This window comes from Bacillus sp. A1 (assembly GCF_042296235.1).
Taxonomy (GTDB): domain Bacteria; phylum Bacillota; class Bacilli; order Bacillales; family Bacillaceae; genus Bacillus; species Bacillus velezensis.
Genome location: NZ_CP141181.1, coordinates 1,390,384 through 1,411,405, shown reverse-complemented (window position 1 = coordinate 1,411,405; position 21,022 = coordinate 1,390,384). Strand labels below are relative to the sequence as shown.

At 44.3% G+C, this 21,022-nt stretch carries 17 protein-coding genes and 2 pseudogenes; 7 read left to right on the top strand and 12 right to left on the bottom strand.

All coding sequences use genetic code 11. The features are described from left to right. Nucleotides 1-66: 66 nt before the first annotated feature. Together U2H13_RS07380 and U2H13_RS07375 are read left to right on the top strand one after the other, a co-directional pair. Complete coding sequence (locus U2H13_RS07380; protein ID WP_014417606.1) at nt 67-1,359, top strand: MFS transporter; 1,293 nt, start codon at nt 67-69, stop codon at nt 1,357-1,359. Nucleotides 1,360-1,481: 122 nt separating this feature from the next. Continuing rightward, nucleotides 1,482-1,946, top strand: coding sequence for a YkyB family protein (locus U2H13_RS07375; protein ID WP_003154622.1), 465 nt, complete (start codon nt 1,482-1,484; stop codon nt 1,944-1,946). A 42-nt stretch (nt 1,947-1,988) separates the two neighbouring features. On the opposite strand, the gene cheV is transcribed toward U2H13_RS07375, so the two are convergent. Further along, nucleotides 1,989-2,900 (bottom strand): chemotaxis protein CheV, encoded by a 912-nt coding sequence (gene cheV, locus U2H13_RS07370; RefSeq protein ID WP_014417604.1) that lies wholly within the window; start codon nt 2,898-2,900, stop codon nt 1,989-1,991. A 188-nt stretch (nt 2,901-3,088) separates the two neighbouring features. Between cheV and U2H13_RS07365 the strand changes: the two genes are divergently transcribed. Both U2H13_RS07365 and U2H13_RS07360 read left to right on the top strand, forming a co-directional pair. Then, the gene (locus tag U2H13_RS07365) at nt 3,089-3,250 is read left to right on the top strand and encodes a hypothetical protein (protein ID WP_007409608.1); all 162 of its coding nucleotides are present in this window, start codon (nt 3,089-3,091) and stop codon (nt 3,248-3,250) included. Nucleotides 3,251-3,450: 200 nt separating this feature from the next. After that, nucleotides 3,451-4,664 (top strand): annotated as a pseudogene (locus tag U2H13_RS07360) (aminotransferase A). On the opposite strand, the gene U2H13_RS07355 reads toward U2H13_RS07360, so the two are convergent. Then, nucleotides 4,645-6,465: a PAS domain-containing protein gene (locus tag U2H13_RS07355; protein ID WP_021493759.1), complete on the bottom strand. Its 1,821-nt coding sequence runs from the start codon at nt 6,463-6,465 to the stop codon at nt 4,645-4,647. The pseudogene U2H13_RS07360 and the gene U2H13_RS07355 overlap by 20 nt on opposite strands. Before the next feature lie 177 nt (nt 6,466-6,642). Further along, nucleotides 6,643-8,775, bottom strand: coding sequence for a penicillin-binding protein 2 (locus U2H13_RS07350; RefSeq protein WP_021493760.1), 2,133 nt, complete (start codon nt 8,773-8,775; stop codon nt 6,643-6,645). Nucleotides 8,776-9,115: 340 nt separating this feature from the next. On the opposite strand from U2H13_RS07350, the gene U2H13_RS07345 reads away from it, so the two are divergent. From U2H13_RS07345 to U2H13_RS07335, 3 genes and pseudogenes are all read left to right on the top strand, one after another. Then, nucleotides 9,116-9,892, top strand: coding sequence for a CAP domain-containing protein (locus tag U2H13_RS07345; protein ID WP_021493761.1), 777 nt, complete (start codon nt 9,116-9,118; stop codon nt 9,890-9,892). Between the two features lie 36 nt (nt 9,893-9,928). After that, nucleotides 9,929-10,060, top strand: a pseudogene (locus tag U2H13_RS07340) (P-II family nitrogen regulator); the annotation flags it as partial. Between the two features lie 214 nt (nt 10,061-10,274). After that, nucleotides 10,275-10,667, top strand: coding sequence for a hypothetical protein (locus tag U2H13_RS07335; RefSeq protein ID WP_021493763.1), 393 nt, complete (start codon nt 10,275-10,277; stop codon nt 10,665-10,667). Nucleotides 10,668-11,149: 482 nt separating this feature from the next. On the opposite strand, the gene U2H13_RS07330 is transcribed toward U2H13_RS07335, so the two are convergent. The 9 genes from U2H13_RS07330 to glcT all read right to left on the bottom strand — a co-directional run bounded on the left by U2H13_RS07330 (nt 11,150) and on the right by glcT (nt 20,982). After that, nucleotides 11,150-11,221 (bottom strand): ATP-dependent Clp protease proteolytic subunit, encoded by a 72-nt coding sequence (locus U2H13_RS07330; RefSeq protein ID WP_366935390.1) that lies wholly within the window; start codon nt 11,219-11,221, stop codon nt 11,150-11,152. 6 nt (nt 11,222-11,227) lie between these two features. After that, nucleotides 11,228-12,094: an NAD(P)-dependent oxidoreductase gene (locus U2H13_RS07325; RefSeq protein ID WP_003154640.1), complete on the bottom strand. Its 867-nt coding sequence runs from the start codon at nt 12,092-12,094 to the stop codon at nt 11,228-11,230. A gap of 81 nt (nt 12,095-12,175) precedes the next feature. Continuing rightward, nucleotides 12,176-14,143 carry a methyl-accepting chemotaxis protein gene (locus tag U2H13_RS07320; protein WP_031304009.1) on the bottom strand — a complete coding sequence of 656 codons (1,968 nt, stop codon included), beginning with the start codon at nt 14,141-14,143 and terminating at the stop codon, nt 12,176-12,178. A 126-nt stretch (nt 14,144-14,269) separates the two neighbouring features. Continuing rightward, complete coding sequence (gene splB / locus U2H13_RS07315; protein WP_003154644.1) at nt 14,270-15,298, bottom strand: spore photoproduct lyase; 1,029 nt, start codon at nt 15,296-15,298, stop codon at nt 14,270-14,272. An 84-nt stretch (nt 15,299-15,382) separates the two neighbouring features. Next, the gene (locus U2H13_RS07310; protein WP_128496604.1) at nt 15,383-15,622 is read right to left on the bottom strand and encodes a transcriptional regulator SplA domain-containing protein; all 240 of its coding nucleotides are present in this window, start codon (nt 15,620-15,622) and stop codon (nt 15,383-15,385) included. Nucleotides 15,623-15,709: 87 nt separating this feature from the next. Further along, complete coding sequence (ptsP, locus tag U2H13_RS07305; RefSeq protein WP_022553423.1) at nt 15,710-17,425, bottom strand: phosphoenolpyruvate--protein phosphotransferase; 1,716 nt, start codon at nt 17,423-17,425, stop codon at nt 15,710-15,712. After that, nucleotides 17,425-17,691 carry a phosphocarrier protein HPr gene (locus U2H13_RS07300; protein ID WP_003154654.1) on the bottom strand — a complete coding sequence of 89 codons (267 nt, stop codon included), beginning with the start codon at nt 17,689-17,691 and terminating at the stop codon, nt 17,425-17,427. Before U2H13_RS07300 ends, ptsP begins: the two co-directional genes overlap by 1 nt. A gap of 96 nt (nt 17,692-17,787) precedes the next feature. Further along, a complete protein-coding gene (gene ptsG, locus U2H13_RS07295) occupies nt 17,788-19,884 on the bottom strand; it encodes a glucose-specific PTS transporter subunit IIBC (protein ID WP_007409599.1) in 2,097 nt (698 codons plus the stop codon). Nucleotides 19,885-20,115: 231 nt separating this feature from the next. After that, nucleotides 20,116-20,982: a glucose PTS transporter transcription antiterminator GlcT gene (glcT, locus tag U2H13_RS07290; protein WP_012117426.1), complete on the bottom strand. Its 867-nt coding sequence runs from the start codon at nt 20,980-20,982 to the stop codon at nt 20,116-20,118. Nucleotides 20,983-21,022 lie beyond the last annotated feature (40 nt).

Here is a 21,022-nt window from a genome sequence, read left to right as displayed (position 1 = left end):
ATTTGTTAATGGAACGAGCTGATGATAATATATTACAGTGGGACCTTTAGGGTAAGGAGCGTGTTTATGGATATATTTAAAAATCGCAATTTTGTCCGTCTCTTTTTCGCAGCACTCGCTTCTCAAATGGGAACGACTGTAGGTAATATGGCTTTCGCTTTTTACTTGCTGGACCATTTTTCAAATCAGCCGGCATACACGACTTTGGCTGAGCTGATGTATTCACTGCCGACAGTTTTCGTATTTCTGATTGTCGGTGTCGCAGCTGACCGGCTTGACAGGAAAAAGGTCGCAGAGAATTGTGACTGGATCAGAGCCGGACTGACGATCGTATTGTTTGCCGCACTATACACCGGGAGCATCCCTCTCGTGTTCTGTATTTTGTTCATCAGAAGCGCCGTGACCAAGTTCTTTTTCCCGGCGGAAGCCAGCCTTGTACAAGCTATTCTGCCTAAGGAGCATTACGCGAAAGCGGCGGGACTTAACCAGATCCTGTTCAGCATCTTCATGGTATTCGGCGTCGGTATAGGCGCGTTTATGTATAAAACGATCGGTATTCACGGAGCCATTATCCTTGATTTTGTCAGCTTTATTGTATCAGGATTTCTGATCCGCGCCTGCCGCATTCCGAAAGAAGCCCGTCAGCCGAACGGCCCTTTTAAATGGGGAGATTCGTTTCTGAAAGACTCGGTCGCTGATTTTAAGGAAGGGATCGTATATATTGTTAAAAACAAATTGCTTGCTTCCCTTATTTTCGGCTTTTTTATCTTCGGTTTTGTCAACGGCGGCTTTGCCGTACTGCCGATGTTTACGATGAAATACGGACTTGCGCCTGATCATTACGAATCACATACTTCCATCTTCACCGTCGCACTCGGCTTCGGCCTGCTTGCAGGAAGTGTGATCGGAACGATGATCGCGAAAAAAGTCAAACCGCATCATTTGATGTCGATTCCTATTTTGGCAGCCGGACTGCTCATTTTTGTCCTCGGCTATACGGATAAGCTGTGGATTTATTATGCGGCGGCTTTCGTCCTCGGCATGTGCATCGGCCCTGTCAATATCGCCATCGGCGGCTGGATGCCGAAAATTGTTCATCCGAAAATAATGGGCCGGGTCAGCGGCTGGCAGGATCCTTTTATGATGTTTGCCCAATCGATTACACTCGGACTGGTTGCCCTGTTATTTCCGAAATTCGTTTCCAATATTGATTACCTTTATTACGGCATGGGAATCGTGATTTTAGCGGTATTTGTGTTCTATTTTATCGCTCTTCCGAAATACAGCGCCGAGGCAGCAGAGGTCGATGTGCAGCAATCATTAAAGGCTGATTCCGAAAAACATGCGAATCCTGTCTAATAAAGGAAAAAGATGCGCCCTTTTCATCAGAAAAAGGCGTATTTTTATAATCAATATTTGCATTTCAACGCTAAAAAAGTATAATCTATATATGAACTTGATCAATGCAAAGGAGAGAAATAATGGACGACCACGCTTATTCGAAAGAGCTGCAGCCAACCATCGAGAATCTTTCAAAAGCTGTTTATACTGTGAACCGCCATGCAAAAACCGCCCCCAACCCTAAATACCTTTATCTGCTGAAAAAACGGGCATTACAAAAGCTTGTGAAAGAAGGCAAAGGGAAAAAAATAGGGCTTCACTTTTCAAATAATCCCAGGTTTAGCCAACAGCAGTCAGACGTACTTATCTCTATCGGAGACTACTATTTTCACATGCCTCCAACAAAAGAAGACTTCCAGCATCTTCCGCATTTAGGTACGTTAAATCAATCGTACCGCAATCCTAAAGCACAAATGTCTTTGACAAAAGCGAAAAACGTATTGCAAAAATATGTGGGCTTAAAGGAAAAACCGCTTGCCGCCAACAGGCAGCAGCCTGCTTATCATAAACCCGTATTTAAAAAACTTGGTGAGAGTTATTTTTAATTCCGCCGCAAAAAAGCCGATGCGTCATGCATCGGCTTTTTTCTATTCAATCACGTACGTATCCACTTTTTTAATGAGCTCGCTGATTTCAGGCTTGCTGATCTGTTCATCCGCTCCGACTACTTCGCCCCGGTGGCGCAGGTCGTCCGTAATCAGGGACGAGAAAATCATAATCGGCACATCAGAGCTTTGCGGGTTATCCTTAAGGAGCTTCGTCAAACGATGCCCGTCCATTTTCGGCATCTCAATGTCACTGATAATCATGTCAATATGGTCTGACAGGTTTTCTCCGTTATCCGTCAGTTCCACGACGTAATCATACGCTTCTTTTCCGTTTTCAAACGTAACGATTTCACTGTACCCCGCCTCAGTCAGCTCATCCGTCAAAAGACGCATCAGAAGCGGCGAATCTTCAACGATGATCAGTTTTTTACCCGCCCGTCTTTCATCAAATCCTTCCTGATGGACATGGTAAGTCTCAACACCGGATGCCGATTCAATATCGTAAATGATCTTTTCATAATCAGGCAGAAAGATCATCGTGTCTTCCAGTTTGATGATTCCCGTTAAATGCCGCTCCATGCCCTGGTTCAGGGAAGTCGGCTTTTCAATCGCCTCCCAGGACACCCTGTGGATTTGTGAAACGGAACCGACGTGAAAGACGATTTTCCGTTTGTTGAATTCCGTTACGATATATTTATCGTCTTTTGCTCCTTCGGCATCAACGCCGAAAAAGGAATACAGACTGATGACGGGAAGAATTTCGCCTCTCAGCTTAATCATCCCTTCTACGTCTTTATGAGACTGAGGCACAGATGTGACATCTACCGGCTGAATGATTTCCCGGACTTTCATCACATTTATGCCAAATGTATTGACGCCTACTTCAAATTTGACGATTTCTAATTCGTTTGTGCCTGAATCCAATAAAATATCGTATTGTTGTAAAGACAATTCAATCCCTCGCTATCCGCATTCAGTATTGTACTGTATATATCGGCTGGAAACGGAAAAAGTGAATGTATTCGGTCCAACTGGCCATGAACTCTTTATAAAAAAATGCTTTTTTCTGATATCCCATTGACTTTTTGACATCGAGTGGTAAAATAGTCAAGGATTTTTCAGGAAGAAGGGTGTAATAAATGGGTACAGTAGTCATATTCGACCAAGATCAAATGACAGTGTTAGAAGATATCAGCAAAACGGCTTACCTGCAAATGAAAAAAGAGGCGAAAGAGCGTCCCGACAAGCCCGCTCCATACATCTTATGGCGGGAAGACGTCAGCTTTGAATACGGGTATTAATGACATTCGCCACATATCACAATAGATAGATCATGATACAATGAAGACAATCATTTCAGCTGGTTGTCTTATTTTTTTCTGAAAGAAGGTATGTTTTCACATATCGGACATATACTCGGGATAGTTCAATAAAAAGATGACAAATGCTCAGCTAGTGGTAAAATAGGATAAACTCAATATATAGTATAAGGTGATGAATTATGGAACATTTGCTTAATCCGAATGTAAAAGAAATTGAAATTTCAGGAATTCGCAAATTCTCAAATCTTGTAGCTCAGCACGACAATGTCATTTCGCTTACGATCGGTCAGCCGGATTTCTTCACGCCGCACCATGTCAAAGCGGCTGCCAAAAAGGCAATCGACGAGAACGCAACGGCGTATACTCCGAACGCGGGCGGACTTGAGCTGAGACAGGCCGTACAGCTTTATATGAAGAAAAAAGCTGACTTGAATTATGAAGCTGAAACTGAAATCATCGTCACAACCGGGGCAAGCCAAGCGATTGACGCGTCTTTGCGGACGATTTTATCTCCGGGCGATGAAGTTATTCTCCCCGGACCGATATATCCGGGCTACGAACCGATCATCCGCATGTCGGGCGCCGTTCCGGTCCATGTGGATACGACGACACACGGATTTAAGCTGACGGCGCGGCTCATTGAAGAATCGCTGACACCAAAAACAAAATGCGTCATTCTTCCTTATCCGTCAAACCCGACCGGAGTGACATTGTCTGAGGAAGAGCTGCAAAACATCGCAGCCGTCCTGAAGGGCAGAAATGTTTTTGTCCTGTCTGATGAGATTTACAGCGAATTAACCTATGACAGACCGCATTATTCGATCGCGTCTTATTTGAGAGACCAGACGATCGTCATCAACGGCCTGTCAAAATCACACAGCATGACGGGCTGGAGAATCGGTTTCATTTTCGCACCGAAAGAAATTGCCAAGCACATCTTAAAAGTTCACCAATACAGTGTGACATGCGCGTCTTCAATCTCTCAGAAAGCGGCTCTTGAAGCGGTGACAAACGGTGTTGATGATGCGCTTATTATGAGAGAACAGTATAAAAAGCGGCTTGACTATGTATATGACCGTCTTGTTTCAATGGGGCTTGACGTCGTAAAGCCGTCAGGCGCATTTTATATCTTCCCTTCCATTAAGTCATTCGGAATGTCATCGTTTGATTTTAGTATGGCTCTTTTAGAGGATGCAGGTGTGGCTCTTGTGCCCGGCAGCTCGTTTTCAAAGTTGGGTGAAGGGTATGTGAGGCTGTCATTCGCATATTCACTGGATACATTGAGAGAAGGCTTGGACCGGCTGGAAGCATTTATTTTAAAAACGAGAGAATCCATGCAGACTATTTAAACAACGGCATAACGCCGTTGTTTTTTATTGTTTCGGGAATGTAATATGAAAGGCCGTGCCTCTATCCGGTTTGCTGTCTACTTGGATAGCTCCCTGGTGGTTTTTAATAAGGTTGAATGTGACCATCAGCCCCAGGCCGGTTCCTTTTTCTTTCGTTGTCAAAAACGGTTCGCCTATTCGTTTCAGCACGTTTTCCGGTATCCCGTCACCCTCGTCTTTCACCGTCACATTAACGGAATACTCATCTTCTGTCATAAGAATGTGAACCGTTCCCCCATCCGGCATCGACTCAACGGCATTTTTAATCAGATTGATAAACACCTGTTTCAGCTGATTTTGATCACCGTTAATATACATGCTGTCATGTTCATAATCCGTTTTGATAAAAATCCCTTTAAGATTTGCCTGCGTCTCTAAAAGAGCGGTCACTTCACTTATAATTTTCTTTAAGTTTACACGCTCTTTCACGGCGTTTTGCTGAGGTTTGGCAAGCATTAAAAGCTCACTTAAAATTAATTCGATTCTGCTCAGTTCAGAAAACACAATTTCAAAGTAATGTTCGTTTTCCTCCATCGTCGGCTTCATGAGCTGTAAAAATCCTTTGATCGCCGTCAGCGGATTGCGGATTTCGTGAGCGATTCCCGCCGCCAGCTGCCCTGCGATAGACAGCTTCTCCGACTTCAGCATTAATTCCTCCGTCTGCTTCCGCTCAGAAATATCACGCAGAATGACCTGCACGGCCGTTTCTCCGAAAAACGTCGTCGGAATGCAGACCATTTCCGTGTAGATCAGCCGGTTTTTAAAGGTAAACCACGATTGCTTAATAATTTCTGACTCGGTCTTTCGGTTGATAATATTTTGGATCCGCTGTTTCACGCCGTCATGATCACAGGGATGAAGCTGATCATAGACGTTTTTCCCGATTAAATCTTCATATGTTTCAGCCTCAAACAGCGAAATGCCCGACTCATTCATGAATACCCATTTATCATTGTGAATCACGGCGATCGTATCAATTGAATTCTGAATGAGGAGCTGATAACGCTCTCTGCTTTTTTGCAGAATCGTTTGGAATTTTTTCCGTGAAGAAATATCAATCAGAAGCAGCAATTCCGCCCGCTGATTTTTATATGTCGTCGGTGCCGCCTTTACTTCTAAATGAACGGGCGTGCCGTCGAGCCTTCTCCACGTCTGTTCGATCATTCCGACTTCCATTCCTTTTTGCATCCGCACAATTCGGTTTTTCACAATGTCGTGATACTCTTCTTCAATAAACTCATAAGAGCGCCTGCCGATTACCTCGTCTTTGCTTTCGGCTCCCAGCATGGCAAGCATCGCGTTGTTGGCGTATGCGATTGTGCCGTTGATGCTGACATATAAAGGATTCGGCAGCATTTCGACAAGACGCTCGAATTCGCCGTTTCCAGCCGCATCTTCCGACTGTTGTTCTGCCTTTTGCTTCTTTTGTTCATACATATAAGGCCGGCGGGGCGTCTTCTCCTCAAGCACCTTGATTTTGAGGATGATTTCCCGATCCGTCCCCTCCATTTGCGGTGTGACAATTTCCACACCCGCTTCAAGCCATACGATGGTATGATCTTTTTTAATAAGACGAAAGGTGCAAGGCATCAAATGATGCTCATTATAGAAGTAACTTTCAACCAAAAATTGATCTTCTTCATGCAGGAACGTTTTGAGAAATGACCCAATCATCTCTTCCTGAGAATAACTGAAGTACGATTTGCAGTTTGCAGAAATATACATAATACGCCCGTTAGACGTCAAAACGGCATGAAGATCGGTTTTCGATTGAAACTGTTTGACATGCTGAGTATCCTGTTCCACAGAATCCCTCCTTTGCATTATACTCGCACTGCAGGCTGGCCACGGACTGATATAAAAAGAAATTCCACTAGATTGATTCGCTAAAAAATGAGCATTCTCCTTCTATTCTTATTGTGAACGTCAATTTTCCTGAATGAAAGAAAGGGCGCACGATATGTTCGGCCGCCCTTTCTTTTGTTATTTTTTATTGTATTTCTTTTCAAGTTCTTTGTAAGCGTCAATTGCTCCCTTAGCAATGTTTTTGCTTACATGATCTTTATCATTTCCAACAGACGGAACGACGACGCTGAATGCCACTCTTGGATGTTCTGACGGATAATAGCCGACAAAGGTCAGGTTATACGTGTACTTCCCCCACCAGTTTTTGTTCGTGCCGTAATAGTGCGTCTCCGCGGTTCCCGTTTTTCCGGAAACATCAGCGCCGGAACCTTGGAATGTTGAATAAGCCGTTCCTTGAGGTGAGCTTGTGACCAATTTCATTCCTTTATGAACTTGGTCAAAATCGCTCGGACTGTTATTTACTTTGTTTAAAATTTTAATATCCCGCTGTTCAATCGCTTTTCCAATCTTATTTTTGCTGTCCGGTTCATGAATGCTTGTGACGATCCGCGGCTGGACGCGATACCCGCCGTTTGCGATGGCTGAAATATATTGAGCCATTTGAAGCGGCGTATACGTATCAAACTGTCCGATCGCAAAGTCAAGCAGCAATCCCCCGACCATTTGCGGATTTGACTGCATGCCCGCTGATTCCTGCGGAAGATCAATCCCGGTCTTCACACCCAAACCGAATTGGGCGTAGTAGTTGCGCATTTTTTTAATATCGTCTAATCCGGCAGGCAGCGTGCCGTACGGCCTGTAGGTAATGCCGGCGATATGCATGGCCACATGAAACATATACACGTTTGAACTTCTTTGCAGCGCGGTCAGCTCAGTAATGGCTCCCATTTGTGTCCACGATTGTTTTCTCGTTTTGCCTTTAAATACAAGCGGTGCATCGACAAACGTTTTATAATGCGGGAGGCCGCTTTGGTAACCCGCGAGAACAGTCGCTCCTTTAACAGAAGAGCCCATCTCATATTGGGTCGTAAATGCTCCGATCGCAAAATCCTGTGTTTTATTTGTTTCGAGATCGATGCGTTTCCCCGCCATTGAGAGAATATCCCCGTTGTTCGGGTCCATCATGACGGCAAATCCTCTGTCAACCATATAGTTGCCTGCGGCGCGGCTTCTTCTCAGCTCTTTTTCAATGACTTTTTCGACTTTCGACTGTAATTCCATATCAAGCGAGAGTTGCAGATCGTAGCCTCTGCTGCCTTCATCGACGGGCTTTTGGCTGACGACCTCACCTTTGCTGTTTTCCACATACTCTACTTTTTCTTTATGCGCGTTTAAATAGTCCTCATACTGATATTCGATGTAGCTTTTTCCCACCCGGTCATTCAGTGAGTAGCCTCTTGTGACATAGTAATCTTTCCGTTCGCCCAACAATCCCTGTTCCGGTGTCGTCACACCGCCGAACAGAGAGTACAGCGTTTTGTCGTACGGATATTTCCGCGTCCAGTCATTGATCACGTCAATGCCGGGGAGCTCTTTCAAGTGCTCGGATACGACGGAAACTTCTTCATATGTCAGATCGCTTTTCGGTTTTTGCTTGTTGTTTTCATGCTCGTCAAGCAATGAACCGCTGTTTCCGTTTCCGTTCAGCTTATTCGGGTCCATTGATTTGACGACTTGCGGCTGATAGGCGTTGCCGCTTGAAAAACGCGTATAAATCGCCGCAATTTGCAGCTCTTTTTTATCTTGTTTGATCGCATCAATCTCCTGCTTCGGAACGCGTTCAATCTGGCGTTTGTACACTTCTTGGGATTTCAGGCTGTTTTCTGAATCCTTCATAAGCTTTTCCGCCTTCTTCGGATGTGCGGCAAGCCAGTAATCAATGATATTTCGATCCTTCATAAATTCAGTATCAATATGAATCAGTGCGGCGAGATTTTTTGCCGTTTTCAATTTGTCCTTTGCCGAGGTTTTTGAGGTAGAAACGTATACAATTTCAGGCACAGCCTGGTTATCAACCGCCACCCTGTTCCGCTTGTCATACATTTTTCCCCGCGGTGTCGGATAATAGGCGGTTTTTGCATTTGCCTTCTCCGCATCCTGGCGGTGTTTATCCCCTTCGACAATCTGGACGATGCCGAGTTTAAAAATCAGTGCCGTAAAGAGAAGAAAAACAATCAAAAAATAGAGATTCATTCTCAGCGCTCTGTAACGTTTCGTTTTTTTCTTTGGTTCGCGCGCGACTTCAGCCACTTTCTGTTACACCTCTCAAATCATTGAATATATTTACATAAACAGATTTTAATTGTAACATTTTTGTAAAAGTTGTTACAGCGAAAACGGGTAAAAAAAACTGTCAAGATCAAATTATCTTAAAATATATCTAACACTTCAAATAATTTGAAGAGATGTAACGGATTTTAAAAAATAAATACAGATCGTTTTTCCTGATATAAAGCCATTTTTCTGTGCTCAATTACAATTATGACAAGAGTTTGTTGTCAAAGGAAATGGCTGCCTGCATTATGACAAAAAAGCTGTGATAAGATTTTTCATGTAGAAAAAAACAACTTCTCTGGGAGGCTATAAACTTATGAAAAAAGCATTTCTCTTATCTGCCGCCGCGGCAGTCAGTTTGATTACATTCGGAGGCATTCAGCAGGCATCTGCCAAAGAGCTGTCATGCCAGCACGTCGTTACCGTGAAAAAAGGAAACACCGTACAGCATCTGACTCTTCAAGAGGCTGTTGAAAAACTACATATGAAAACGAGCGCGAAACAGCTGAACGTTAAAAATGAGAAAGAACTGAAACAGCTGCTGCAAAAACACGCAAAGCATTCTGACATGACAGTTAAGGATGTACAAAAAGAAACACCGGCAAAAACGGCTCCGGCAGCTGCCGAAAAACCGAAAGCCGATCAAAACAAGACGGCTGACAATGCAAAGCAGACAGATAACACAAACAACAGCAGCGAGAAAACTCCTTCATCTGTCAGTGCGTACGAAAAGAAAGTCGTTGAATTGACAAATGCAGAGAGACAAAAGCAAGGCTTAAAACCTCTGCAGATTGATGAAAAATTAAGCAAATCAGCTCACGCAAAATCACAAGATATGAAAGACAAAAACTATTTCGATCACCAAAGTCCGACTTACGGCTCACCTTTCGATATGATGAAGTCTTTCGGAATCACTTATAAAACTGCCGGTGAAAATATCGCCAAAGGACAGCCGACTCCTGAAGCTGTCGTTAAAGCTTGGATGAACAGTGAAGGCCACAGAAAGAACATCATGAATCCTGAGTTCACTCAAATCGGTGTCGGTTACGTAGAATCAGGAAACATCTGGACACAGCAATTCATCGGAAAATAAACAAAAAAGATTGCCCCGCGGGGCAATCTTTTGTCTATCGAAAAAGTGGCTGAGACGGCGCAAAAAGTGCTCAAAACCCGTGAACCCGGTGACGGCAAAATCTTAATTTTCGAAGTTCCCAATACAATCAACATCCGTACGGGCGAAGAAGGGCCTGACACTTTATAAATTTATAAATTTTGAAGCTCCCGGCACATAAGTGCTGGGAGCTTTTTTGTAAAATCTTAAACGTGATGATTAAATTGGTTTTGTTAGCCTTTGCTTCTTTAGTAATACTTTATTTAATAAAAAGTAGAATTTACCTATTTTCCGTTGAATATTTTTTCAAAATTTAGTAATATATTGAATGGGTTTCTAAATAAATGAAGAAAGGAAGTTTCAATTGAAAAAAATTGTAATGACACTATTCACAGTTGCTCTTTTGACATTCGGGATTTTCTCAAACAGTTCAGAAGCGTTAGCCATGACTTCAAAAGGAGCAATTAAATTCCAAACAGATGCTAATACTTACTCAAAACACGCTACTTCTATTGTCGTAACAGGTACTGTGCCTACAAAATATGAGGTGAACGAGGGTGTTAATGTTCTTCTTGTCAATAAAAAAAGAGATGTAGTCAAAGACATATATGTTAATGGCCGTAATATTCGCAGTTTTAAAGTGAGCTTTTTGACAAAAAATATTCCAGCAGGCAAGTATGATGTGGTGGTAGCATTGACTTGGGGAAATCAAACCCATAGAGGAGAACTGAAACACTATATTACTGTACAACATTAAAATTCATATTATTAACAAATGGGTTTAACGTTGATTTCATCTGGAATTCTTAAAAAACAACATGTAATGATGAAGTCTCTGAATCGAGGATGTTTTCGTAAATCTCTTGAATTTTTTACGATACATCCTCTTTTATTTTTCAGTTTTGCTAGAAGGCTAATCTGTAGAGTTTCAATTTCGGATGCCCAATTATTAGGTTTGAATTGCGGGAATACGAACTCGATTTATTGCTATGTACATTTGGGTTACTCGAATTCATAGTTGAATCAAACATGATACATCCTACTGTTGGAAAGTTGTATTAATCCTTATAATTATTCGGAAATCCCCCTTTTGATTTACAATAGACAGTCAGCATCAAACAAACGAGGGGGATTTTCCAAACAGTAGAATATTATAAACGGATACACATTAATACATTATCCTGCCAAGTTCCTGTCTTCATTAAAGGCTCTAAGAATACAAGGTTTGCAGATCATTGTTTACAAAACACCACCAACAATACCGTAAGTATTCGCTTCCTCGGCATCCATAAAATAGTCGCGTTCGGGCAATCTTTTTTATTTCACCCAAAGCTTATAAATGCTTTGAGTTCCGCTGTTTTCTTCACCTTGCGCGGAAAGCTTGTCGTATAATGATTTGGCGAGCGCCAATCCGGGCATCTCTTCTCCCATGAGCTCCGCTTCTTCAAGAGCAATTCCCATGTCTTTAATAAAGTGTTTCACGTAGAATCCTGGTGCAAAATCGCCTTTCAGCATACGGGGGGCAAGATTTGACAATGACCAGCTGCCAGCCGCTCCGGTTGTAATGCTTTTCAGCACTTGTTCCGGGTTCAGACCGGATTTTTCAGCGTAAGCCATCGCTTCAGCCACTCCGACCATTCCCGCTGCAATCGCGATCTGATTGCACATTTTCGTATGCTGGCCGCTGCCAGCCGGCCCTTGATACTGAATGTTTTCCCCCATAACGGAGAAAAGCGGCAGGCATGCTTCAAACGCTTCTTTTTCTCCTCCGGCCATAATGGCAAGCGTTCCGTTCCTCGCGCCGATGTCTCCGCCGGAAACGGGTGCATCCAAGGCGTGAATGGACTTTTCTTTGGCTTTCTCCGCTATTTTCTTCGCCAGAGACGGTTTTGATGTCGTCATGTCAATGACAAACGCCCCTTCTTTTGCGTGCCGGAGAATGCCGTTTTCGCCGAGATAGATTTCCTCGACATCACTCGGATAGCCGACCATGGTAATAATAATGTCAGCTTTCTCTGAAAGGTCTTTGACCGTCTCCTGCCAGACCGCTCCCTTATTCAGAATCTCTTCCGCTTTTTGTTTCGTCCGCGTGTAGACTAAAACCGGATAGCCCGCTTCTAAAATGTGCGATGCCATACTGTTTCCCATGACGCCCAAACCGATAAATCCGACCGTTTTGTTCACTGCGCTTTCCTCCCCTGATGCGATTCATAATATCATTCTCTCATGTCTATATTACCATATTATAGGCTGATAGAGACCGCGTTACAAGGTGAATTTAGAAATGGCGCTGATCAGATCTTTGCTCGCGCTCTTTAACATGTCAGTCGATTGCTTTACTTTTTCAAGCGTAACGAGCTGTTCATCAGTAGAAGCATTCACTTCTTCCGCCGCTGCCGCAGATTCTTGAGAAATGGCGGAGATGCTTTGAATCGCTTCTTGAATCGCGGCTTGTTCTTCACTCATTTTTTGAATGTCATTGTAAATATGATCTATACCTTGAACGAGAGACTGCATTTCCGTCGTAATCAGATTGAGAACCTCACCCGTTTCATGAATGGCGCTGTTTTGTTCATCATTCATTCTGCTTGCCTCAATCATCGCGTGTGACGCTTCTTTTGTCTCAGATTGAATCAGACGGACCGTCTCACTGATATGGCCGGAAGAAAGAGCTGATTGTTCAGCAAGCTTGCGGACTTCTTCAGCGACGACGGCAAAGCCCCGTCCGCTTTCTCCCGCTCTAGCGGCTTCAATACTCGCATTCAGCGCCAAGAGATTCGTCTGGTCTGAAATGGCGGATATTGCCGTCACGACTTCTTCTATGTTTTTCGTTTGTTCTTCCAGGTCATTCAGCATTGCCTCTACTTTTTTCGTTTCTGAATTGGCTTCGTTTGACTTCATCAGCAGCTGCCCGAGCGCGTCCAGTCCTTTGTAGCTGGCATCCTCTGAAGATTTTGAGAGTTGTTTTATGCTGCCCGCGCGATCTGCGATTCCTTTTATTTTGACCGAGAGATTTTCTGATTTTTCGTTAATCGTCTCAACCTCTGACGCTTGCTCTGTCGCTCCGGCGGCGACTTCCTCTATCGCTTTTGCGATTTGTCCGCTCGTTTCATTTGTCTCCTGTGAGATGACGGTTAGCTGGTCAGATGTATCGGACACATTTTCTGAGGAGGCCTTGACCTGTTCGACCATCTCTTTCATATTTTCAACCATTTGGTTAAAGTCTTTTGTTAACTCGCCTACTTCATCTTTTGATTTCGTCTGGGCGCGGACGGTTAAATCTCCGGCTGAGACTGAATTTGTTTTGGCGATCAGCTGCTGAATCGGCCCGGTTATCGTTTTTGCTAGGAAATAGCTGAGTCCGATCGTAATCACAAGGGCGATCAGTGACATAAAAATGCTCACCGCGTTCATTTTGTCGGCTACTCCCATCAGCTGATCTTTTTCAAACTGCGTTCCGACTTTCCACCCTGTTTCTTTTACCGTTTGGTAGACGACCATGTTCCCCTGCAGCTCTTTGATGCCTTCTTTATCCGTAGTGATGTCTTTTAACGTCTGATCTTCCGAAATATTTTTTCCCTGTTTTGCCGGGTGCGCCAGCAGAGAACCGTTTTCATCCGCTAAAAACGCAAATCCTTTATACGGGACCTTTTGCTCGTTGACCATGCTCTGAATGGAGGACAGCTTCAGATCTAAGCTCGCCACTCCGACGACGGTTCCGCTGTTTTGTATGGCTTTTGACGCCGTCACGATCATGTCTCCCGTCACTGCATCTTTATAAGGGTCAGTCCAGACAACCTTATCGGGTTTTTCGGCCGCCATCTTATACCACGTTCTATTTGTCGGATCATAGTCTTTGGCAAAATCGGCCTTTGGATATGTAAACATTTGTTTGTTTGCGGTTCCGACATACGCAAGCGCGACATATTTGTCATTCCGTCCGATCTGTTTTAACTCATCGTTAAAAAGCCGCGCGGTTTCTTTCTTCCCATCTGATAGAAAAGACCGGGACAATTCACCGCCTGCTAATCTCATTAATACGGTCTCATCATTTTTCAGCTGAAGCTCAATGTTCTGACCGAGTGAATTGGTGACATTCTCTGTCGTACGTTTTGCTTCCTCCGTCATCATCGGCTTTAATGTCAAATATGAAGAAACCGTTAAAAAAACAACCGTTACAATAAGCATTGCCGATACAAACACAGCAATTTTGATGTGCATTTTTTTAAACATAACCATCCCCTCCTGAGAGTTATATCGGTCTTTCGGCCAAGAAAATGAATAAACCTTGAAATAAATATCAAAAATTTCCGCCATTTGGCGCAGCAAAAAAAGAGCCGTCATGCCGACAGCTCCGCCTTACGTAAAATATTCGATTTTCGCTTTCGGGAAATAGGTTTCGATATAAGACTCCAGTGTTTCCCTTAAAGCATGCTCTTCGTCTTTTTGGTATATATACTTGCCGATTCCGTAGCGTCCCCATTTGTATCTGCGCTTTTCTTCATCAAGCTCAAGCTTTGTTTTCGGATAGTTCTTCTCAATCACCCGTTTGGCCGGTTTTGTAAAACGGTGCTGGATCAGTTCAAATGTGATGTCATGCCGAACGTCTTCATCAAGCGCCGCGTCAAGTTTCTCAAACAGTTCCTTATAGCCTTCCTCCCAGCCATCGTGAATATAAATCGGCGCCACGATGAAACCGAGCGGATAGCCCGCTTTAGCGACTTTGACGGCGGCTTCTATCCGTTTGTCGAGCGGAGAAGTTCCCGGTTCAAAGTTTTTAATGACATAGTCCGCATTGATGCTGAATCTGAACCTAGTCTTTCCGTTATGTTTTGCATCAAGCAAATGATCGACATGGTGAAATTTAGTCACGAATCTGAGCTGTCCCAATTCGCTTTGTCCGAAATGTTCAATGGCTCTTTTTAATGTATGTGTCAGATGATCGATTCCTACGATATCAGATGTACAAGAGGCTTCAAATCTTGTAAATTCCGGCGCCCGTTCTTTCATATACTCATCAGCCTGATCCAGAATCTCTTCCACATTGACATATGTCCGGATGTAAGGCTTTGATCCCATCGTCGTCTGCAGGTAGCAATAGTGGCAATGCCCCATACAGCCCGTCGCAAATGGAATGGCATATTCGGCGGACGGCTTTGAAGAATCGAATTTCAGTGTTTTCCGGACGCCGATTACCAATGTTGATTTCGCGTTCCGGTATTGCTGCAAGTGATTTTTTCCCGGAATATTCCGGACTTGATTATGCGATGTCGTTTCTCTGATCTCAAGCCCCATGTTTTCAAACTTATTTTTCAGCTCTTGTCCTAACGGGTATTCGAGCGCTCTCGGTTCTATATAAACAAGCTGGGGAACAAACGGCTTCAGCATAGACAGACACTCCCTTTACATATTCTCATGTTGTTACTTTCCGTCCAAAAGAGAGTGAATATGCGTTGTAAACATTTCCTTTGATCAATGATACCGGTCTTCTTCAAAAAGCTCGCTGTAAAGCGCTTCCGCTTCCTCATATGTCGAAAAGACCGCGTCATCTTCGGCCAGCGGATGATAGGTTTCGTATAAAAACAGAGACAGTTCTCCCTCGTGATACGGGTGATGGACGATCTCCGCCTCTTTAATATGGGCAACATTGGCGGCATGCGGATTGCGGTAAATCACATAGACCATATCCCCCGCTGCAAATGATTTTGTCATGATAATCCCTCCTGTTGAAAGTTATTGTTCCCCCCTTTTTTCCGAATATGAAAAAAACCAGACGGCTTACACCGTCTGGCTTTTGTATTACTTATTGAATGTTTCTTTAACGAATGCGACAACCTCTTCTGTCGTGCTCATAGACAAGATTGTTTCTTTGAATGATTCAGCTTCTTTTTTAGAAAGCTTGCTGATCTGCGTTCTTGCCGGAAGGATGGATGTAGCGCTCATTGAGAACTCATCTAAGCCTAAGCCGAGAAGAATCGGAATCGCAATTTCGTCTCCCGCCATTTCTCCGCACATGCCGACCCATTTGCCCTCTTTGTGAGCGGCTTCAATAACAAGGGTGACCAGACGGAGAATCGCCGGATTGTATGGCTGATACAGATAAGCTACGCGCTCGTTCATGCGGTCAGCAGCCATCGTGTATTGGATCAAGTCATTTGTTCCGATACTGAAGAAGTCAACTTCTGTGGCAAACTGATCTGCGATAACGGCTGTAGACGGAATCTCTACCATCATACCGACTTCAATATCGTCAGAAACCGCTACGCCGGCTTCGACGAGTTTTTCTTTTTCTTCGAGAAGAATCGCTTTCGCCTGTTTAAACTCGTTTACTGTCGCAATCATCGGGAACATGATTTTTAAGTTTCCGTATGTACTTGCACGAAGCAGCGCACGAAGCTGAGTTCTGAAGATTTCTTGCTCTTCAAGGCAAAGGCGGATGGCTCTGTAGCCTAAGAACGGGTTCATTTCTTTAGGGAGCTGCAGGTAAGGAAGCTCTTTGTCGCCGCCGATATCCAATGTCCGAACGACAACTGATTTTCCTTCCATACGCTCAAGAACCGTTTTATAAGCGTCAAACTGCTCGTCTTCCGTCGGAAGCTGGTCGCGTCCCATGTAAAGGAATTCCGTACGGTAAAGCCCTACAGCTTCTCCTCCGTTTTCAAGAACGCCTTTTACATCATCCGGGGTGCCGATGTTTGCGGCAAGCTCTACATGATGGCCGTCTTTTGAAACAGTCGGTTCATTGACGAGCTTCGCCCACTCAGCTTTTTGCGCCAGGTAAGCACTGTGCTTTTCTTCATATTTCTTTAACGTTTCACTGGAAGGATCGATGATCACATCACCATCGATGCCGTCTACGATTACCGTAACACCGTTTTCAATTGTCCCTGTAGCCGCTTTTGTGCCGACAACAGCCGGAATTTCAAGCGAACGGGCCATGATCGCGGAGTGTGAAGTGCGTCCGCCGATATCAGTTGTAAAACCTTTTACAAACTGGCGGTTTAATTGCGCCGTATCAGACGGTGTTAAATCTTCAGCCACGATAACAACCTCTTCTGAGATCATGCTCGGGTTCGGAATTTCCACGCCCAGCAGGTGCCCCGTCACACGTTTTGTTACGTCACGGATATCCGCCGCACGCTCTTTCATGTACTCGTTATCCATTGATTCAAACATAGTAACGAACATGGAAGCTGTTTCTTTCAGAGCGAATTCAGCATTGACTGAATCGGTGCTGATTTTCTCCTTTACCGGGTTCAACAGCTCAGGATCACTCAGAACTAAAAGGTGCGCGGAGAAAATGTCAGCTTTGTCTTGTCCCAGTTCTTTTAAAGCATGCTCTTTAATTTTTTCAAGCTCTTCTTTAGAACGTACAATCGCTTCATCAAAACGGCTTACTTCAGCCGCAGCATCAGCAATGTTTTTCTTTTCAACCGTTAAGTCCGGCTCTTCAAGCCGGTATGCTTTCGCAATCGCAATTCCGGCTGAAGCGCCTATTCCTTTTAATTCTTGCATTACTCGCCGAGTCCTTCGCTTTTCATTGTTTCTTCTAAAGCGTTAAGAGCATCGTTTTCGTCAGCGCCTGAAGCGGAAATTGTGATTTCAGCGCCTTTAGCGATACCTAGAGACATAACGCCCATGATTGACTTAAGGTTTACTGTTTTGCCGTTATATTCTAAGTTTACGTCAGCATCGTATTTGCTTGCAGTCTGTACAAGAACTGTCGCAGGACGAGCGTGGATTCCGGAATCTGCTGTTACTTTAAATGTTTTTTGTGCCATGATTATCATTCTCCTTTAAATTAAAGCTATTTTACTACACAATATTATATCATACAGCCGTACTTGTCATCTGACAAGCACGGCGTATTTATATGCTTATTTTCCGATTTTCACAATATCTTTTTGTTCCCGTTTTACGGTACCTTCGGCCGAAAGGGAAATCGCTTCACCCTCGGCAAGATTTGTAAAGACAATCGGTGTCATTAATGAAGGAACATGAGGTTTAACCGCTTCAAGATCAACTTCAAGCAGCTTTTGCCCCGGTTCAACCCGGTCACCCTCAGAAACAAAAGAAGTGAATCCTTCGCCTTTCAGGCTGACTGTGTCGATTCCGAAATGAATGAGGATCTCTCTTCCGCCGTCAGACTGAAGGCCGATTGCATGTTTTGTCGGGAAAACATTCAGCACTTTTCCGCGGACAGGCGATACGACGATTCCTTCTTCAGGAAGAATCGCAAAACCGTCACCCATCATTTTTCCTGAGAACACCTGGTCAGGCACATCAGTAATCGGATGGATTTCGCCGGTGATCGGAGAAGCGAACACTTCTTCACCCTGCTCGTTTCGGAGCGGATCTGCGATAACCTCTTCAACCTGCTGGCTGACTTCTTCTTGCGCGGATACTTTCGGTTCAGGGCGCGGCGTGCGTCCGGCGATAATATCCTGCATCTGTGTTTTTAAACCGTCAGAACGCGGGCCGAAAATGGCCTGAATGTTGTTTCCGACTTCAAGAACGCCTGATGCGCCAAGCTGTTTCAGACGGGCCTTATCCACTTTCTTCTGGTCGTTGACCGTAACACGAAGTCTCGTGATACAAGCGTCAAGGTGCTTAATGTTTTCCTGATCACCCATTGCCTGCAGGATTTCATAAGGAAGGTCGCCGGCTTCGCCTGAGGCGCCCGCACCTTCATCCGCAGCCTCTTCTTCACGGCCCGGCGTTTTCAGATTGAACTTTCTGATCGCAAACCGGAAACCGAAGTAGTAAATGACGGCTAATCCTAAGCCGACCGGAATGACAAGCCACCAAGCCGTCCGGTTAGGCAGAATTCCGAACAGGAAGTAGTCAATCAGACCGCCTGAGAAGGTCATACCGATTTTTACATGCAGCAGCTGCATAACCATAAAGGAAAGCCCCGCGAATACGCAGTGAATCGCAAACAGGATAGGAGCCACAAACAAGAATGAGAATTCAAGCGGCTCGGTAATTCCCGTTAAGAAACTTGTCAGAGCGGCAGAACCCATGATTCCGGCTACAAGTTTTTTCTTTTCAGGCTTCGCTTCATGATAGATTGCAAGCGCTGCCGCCGGAAGACCGAACATCATAAACGGATATTTCCCCGTCATAAATGTTCCCGCCGTCAGCTGCACGCCGTCTTTGATCTGAGCCATGAAAATCCGCTGATCTCCGCGGATGATGTCTCCGGCGGCATCTTTATAGCTGAAAAATTCATACCAGAACGGCGAGTAGAAAATGTGATGAAGACCGAACGGAATCAATGACCGCTCAATCATCCCGAAAATAAAGGCCGCCAAGGTTGGATTCGCTTCCACAAGACCTGTGGAGAAGGAATTCAGACCGTGCTGGATCGGAGGCCAGATCACTAACATAATAAGACCGAGAATTAATGCGGAAATTGATGTGATAATCGGGACGAACCGCTTACCCGCAAAGAATCCGAGGTACTGCGGAAGTTCAATTTTATAAAACTTGTTGAACAATAACGCGGCCAGAACCCCGACGATAATACCGCCGAACACGCCCGTCGCCAAAGTGGGTATCCCCAGCATGTTAATATAGGCCGGATGGTTTTCCGCAAAAAACTTTGCCCGTTCAATTTTGTCAGACGGAATACTGCCGTTTGCCATAAGCACGGCGCTCATGGATACGTTCATGACCAAGTATCCGATAATAGCCGCGATTCCGGCAACACCGTCTCCGTTGGCAAGACCGATCGCAACCCCTACTGCAAAAAGAAGCGGCAGGTTGTCAAATACGATTTGGCCGGCGCTTTCCATGACGTTCGCCACAAGCTGAACGTTATCATTGCTTAAGAAATGCATGACTTGAATCATATCTTTGTTCTGCATGGCATTCCCTAACGCAAGCAAGATCCCCGCAGCCGGTAAAATCGCAACCGGAAGCATAAGAGCACGGCCGATTTTCTGGAGAACGCCGAATAATGCTTTAAACATAAAAGATGTACCTCCTCTGTTAGCTAGTGTGACCTTACAGCGAAAATTCATGACAACGAATTCACTGGCGCAAGTCTTCAGTTTAACCGTTTACATTTGCCCTTTTACACAACAAAAAAGGCATGAGTAAAAAGGGTGTGCAAAATAACGGGATCGTTCTTCCCGTTTTTTTACCCTCAATCACTCATGCCTGATCGAATCAGTGACACGTTTTTAAGGTTTCAACTGAAATTATGAAATTTTATTGGTTAATCGGTACAAATGAAGCGTGAGATAAACCGCTTCCGCCTCATGAACTGGTTTTTTCAGTATTTGCTGCAAGATTTTTATCAGTTTCCAAGCAGTATTGTAGCATAGCGGGTATTCATTTTTCAATAATAACATTAACTTTTCTGGTTCTTTTGTCTGCTCTTCCCGATTAATCCTGTCTATGGTAAATCTGATATGCCGGATCAGCCGCAAATAGTGGACGCTTTCTTTATTCACTTTCATCTGGAAAGATTCCTCAATCACCTGAACGAGCCGGGACATCAGCTGTGAATGCTGATTGACCTCTGAAAGGGGCCGATTCGTCAGGGCGGAGTGGATATGCAGAGCGATAAAGCCGATCTCTCCTTCCGGAAGGCAGATTCCCGTCTTTTCATTAATCATGCCGACGACTTCACGGGCAATTTGGAATTCTTCCGGATAAAGCGTTTCGGTTTCCATAAGAAACGGGTTTTTAATGTCAAAGCCCTGCTGCAGCCGCTTTACCGCAAAGGCGATATGGTCAGTCAGCGCAATATGGATATGCTCATTTAACGGTTGGCTTGTCCGCTTCTTGATATGATAAATGACGTCATTGGAGATGTCGACAAGTGTCTCGTCCACATAACCGAGGAGCTTTTTAAATTGTTTTTGTTCTTTTTCATCCTTTAAGATGAACATCTTGTCATACCCTTTATCTTCAATGACATCCGCTTGTTTTTTTCCAAAGCCGATCCCTTTTCCGATTAAGACGACCTCACTGTATCTATCATGTGTTGCGATGAGCACATTGTTATTTAATACCTTTTCAACTGTAAAGGACCCCTTCATGATCCTCAGCTCCTTTGTCATTCAATACCTCATATCGTACAAAACGAACGGAAAGCGCGTC

Bases quoted from the DNA above. Each gene is read 5' to 3' on its own strand.
- ptsG (WP_007409599.1), bottom strand. From the start codon at position 19,884: ATGTTTAAAGCATTATTCGGCGTTCTCCAGAAAATCGGCCGTGCTCTT.
- splB (WP_003154644.1), bottom strand. From the start codon at position 15,298: ATGCTGAAGCCGTTTGTTCCCCAGCTTGTTTATATAGAACCGAGAGCG.
- glcT (WP_012117426.1), bottom strand. From the start codon at position 20,982: ATGACAAAGGAGCTGAGGATCATGAAGGGGTCCTTTACAGTTGAAAAG.
- U2H13_RS07300 (WP_003154654.1), bottom strand. From the start codon at position 17,691: ATGGCACAAAAAACATTTAAAGTAACAGCAGATTCCGGAATCCACGCT.
- U2H13_RS07345 (WP_021493761.1), top strand. From the start codon at position 9,116: ATGAAAAAAGCATTTCTCTTATCTGCCGCCGCGGCAGTCAGTTTGATT.
- U2H13_RS07365 (WP_007409608.1), top strand. From the start codon at position 3,089: ATGGGTACAGTAGTCATATTCGACCAAGATCAAATGACAGTGTTAGAA.
- U2H13_RS07320 (WP_031304009.1), bottom strand. From the start codon at position 14,143: ATGTTTAAAAAAATGCACATCAAAATTGCTGTGTTTGTATCGGCAATG.
- ptsP (WP_022553423.1), bottom strand. From the start codon at position 17,425: ATGCAAGAATTAAAAGGAATAGGCGCTTCAGCCGGAATTGCGATTGCG.
- U2H13_RS07380 (WP_014417606.1), top strand. From the start codon at position 67: ATGGATATATTTAAAAATCGCAATTTTGTCCGTCTCTTTTTCGCAGCA.
- U2H13_RS07310 (WP_128496604.1), bottom strand. From the start codon at position 15,622: ATGACAAAATCATTTGCAGCGGGGGATATGGTCTATGTGATTTACCGC.
- U2H13_RS07375 (WP_003154622.1), top strand. From the start codon at position 1,482: ATGGACGACCACGCTTATTCGAAAGAGCTGCAGCCAACCATCGAGAAT.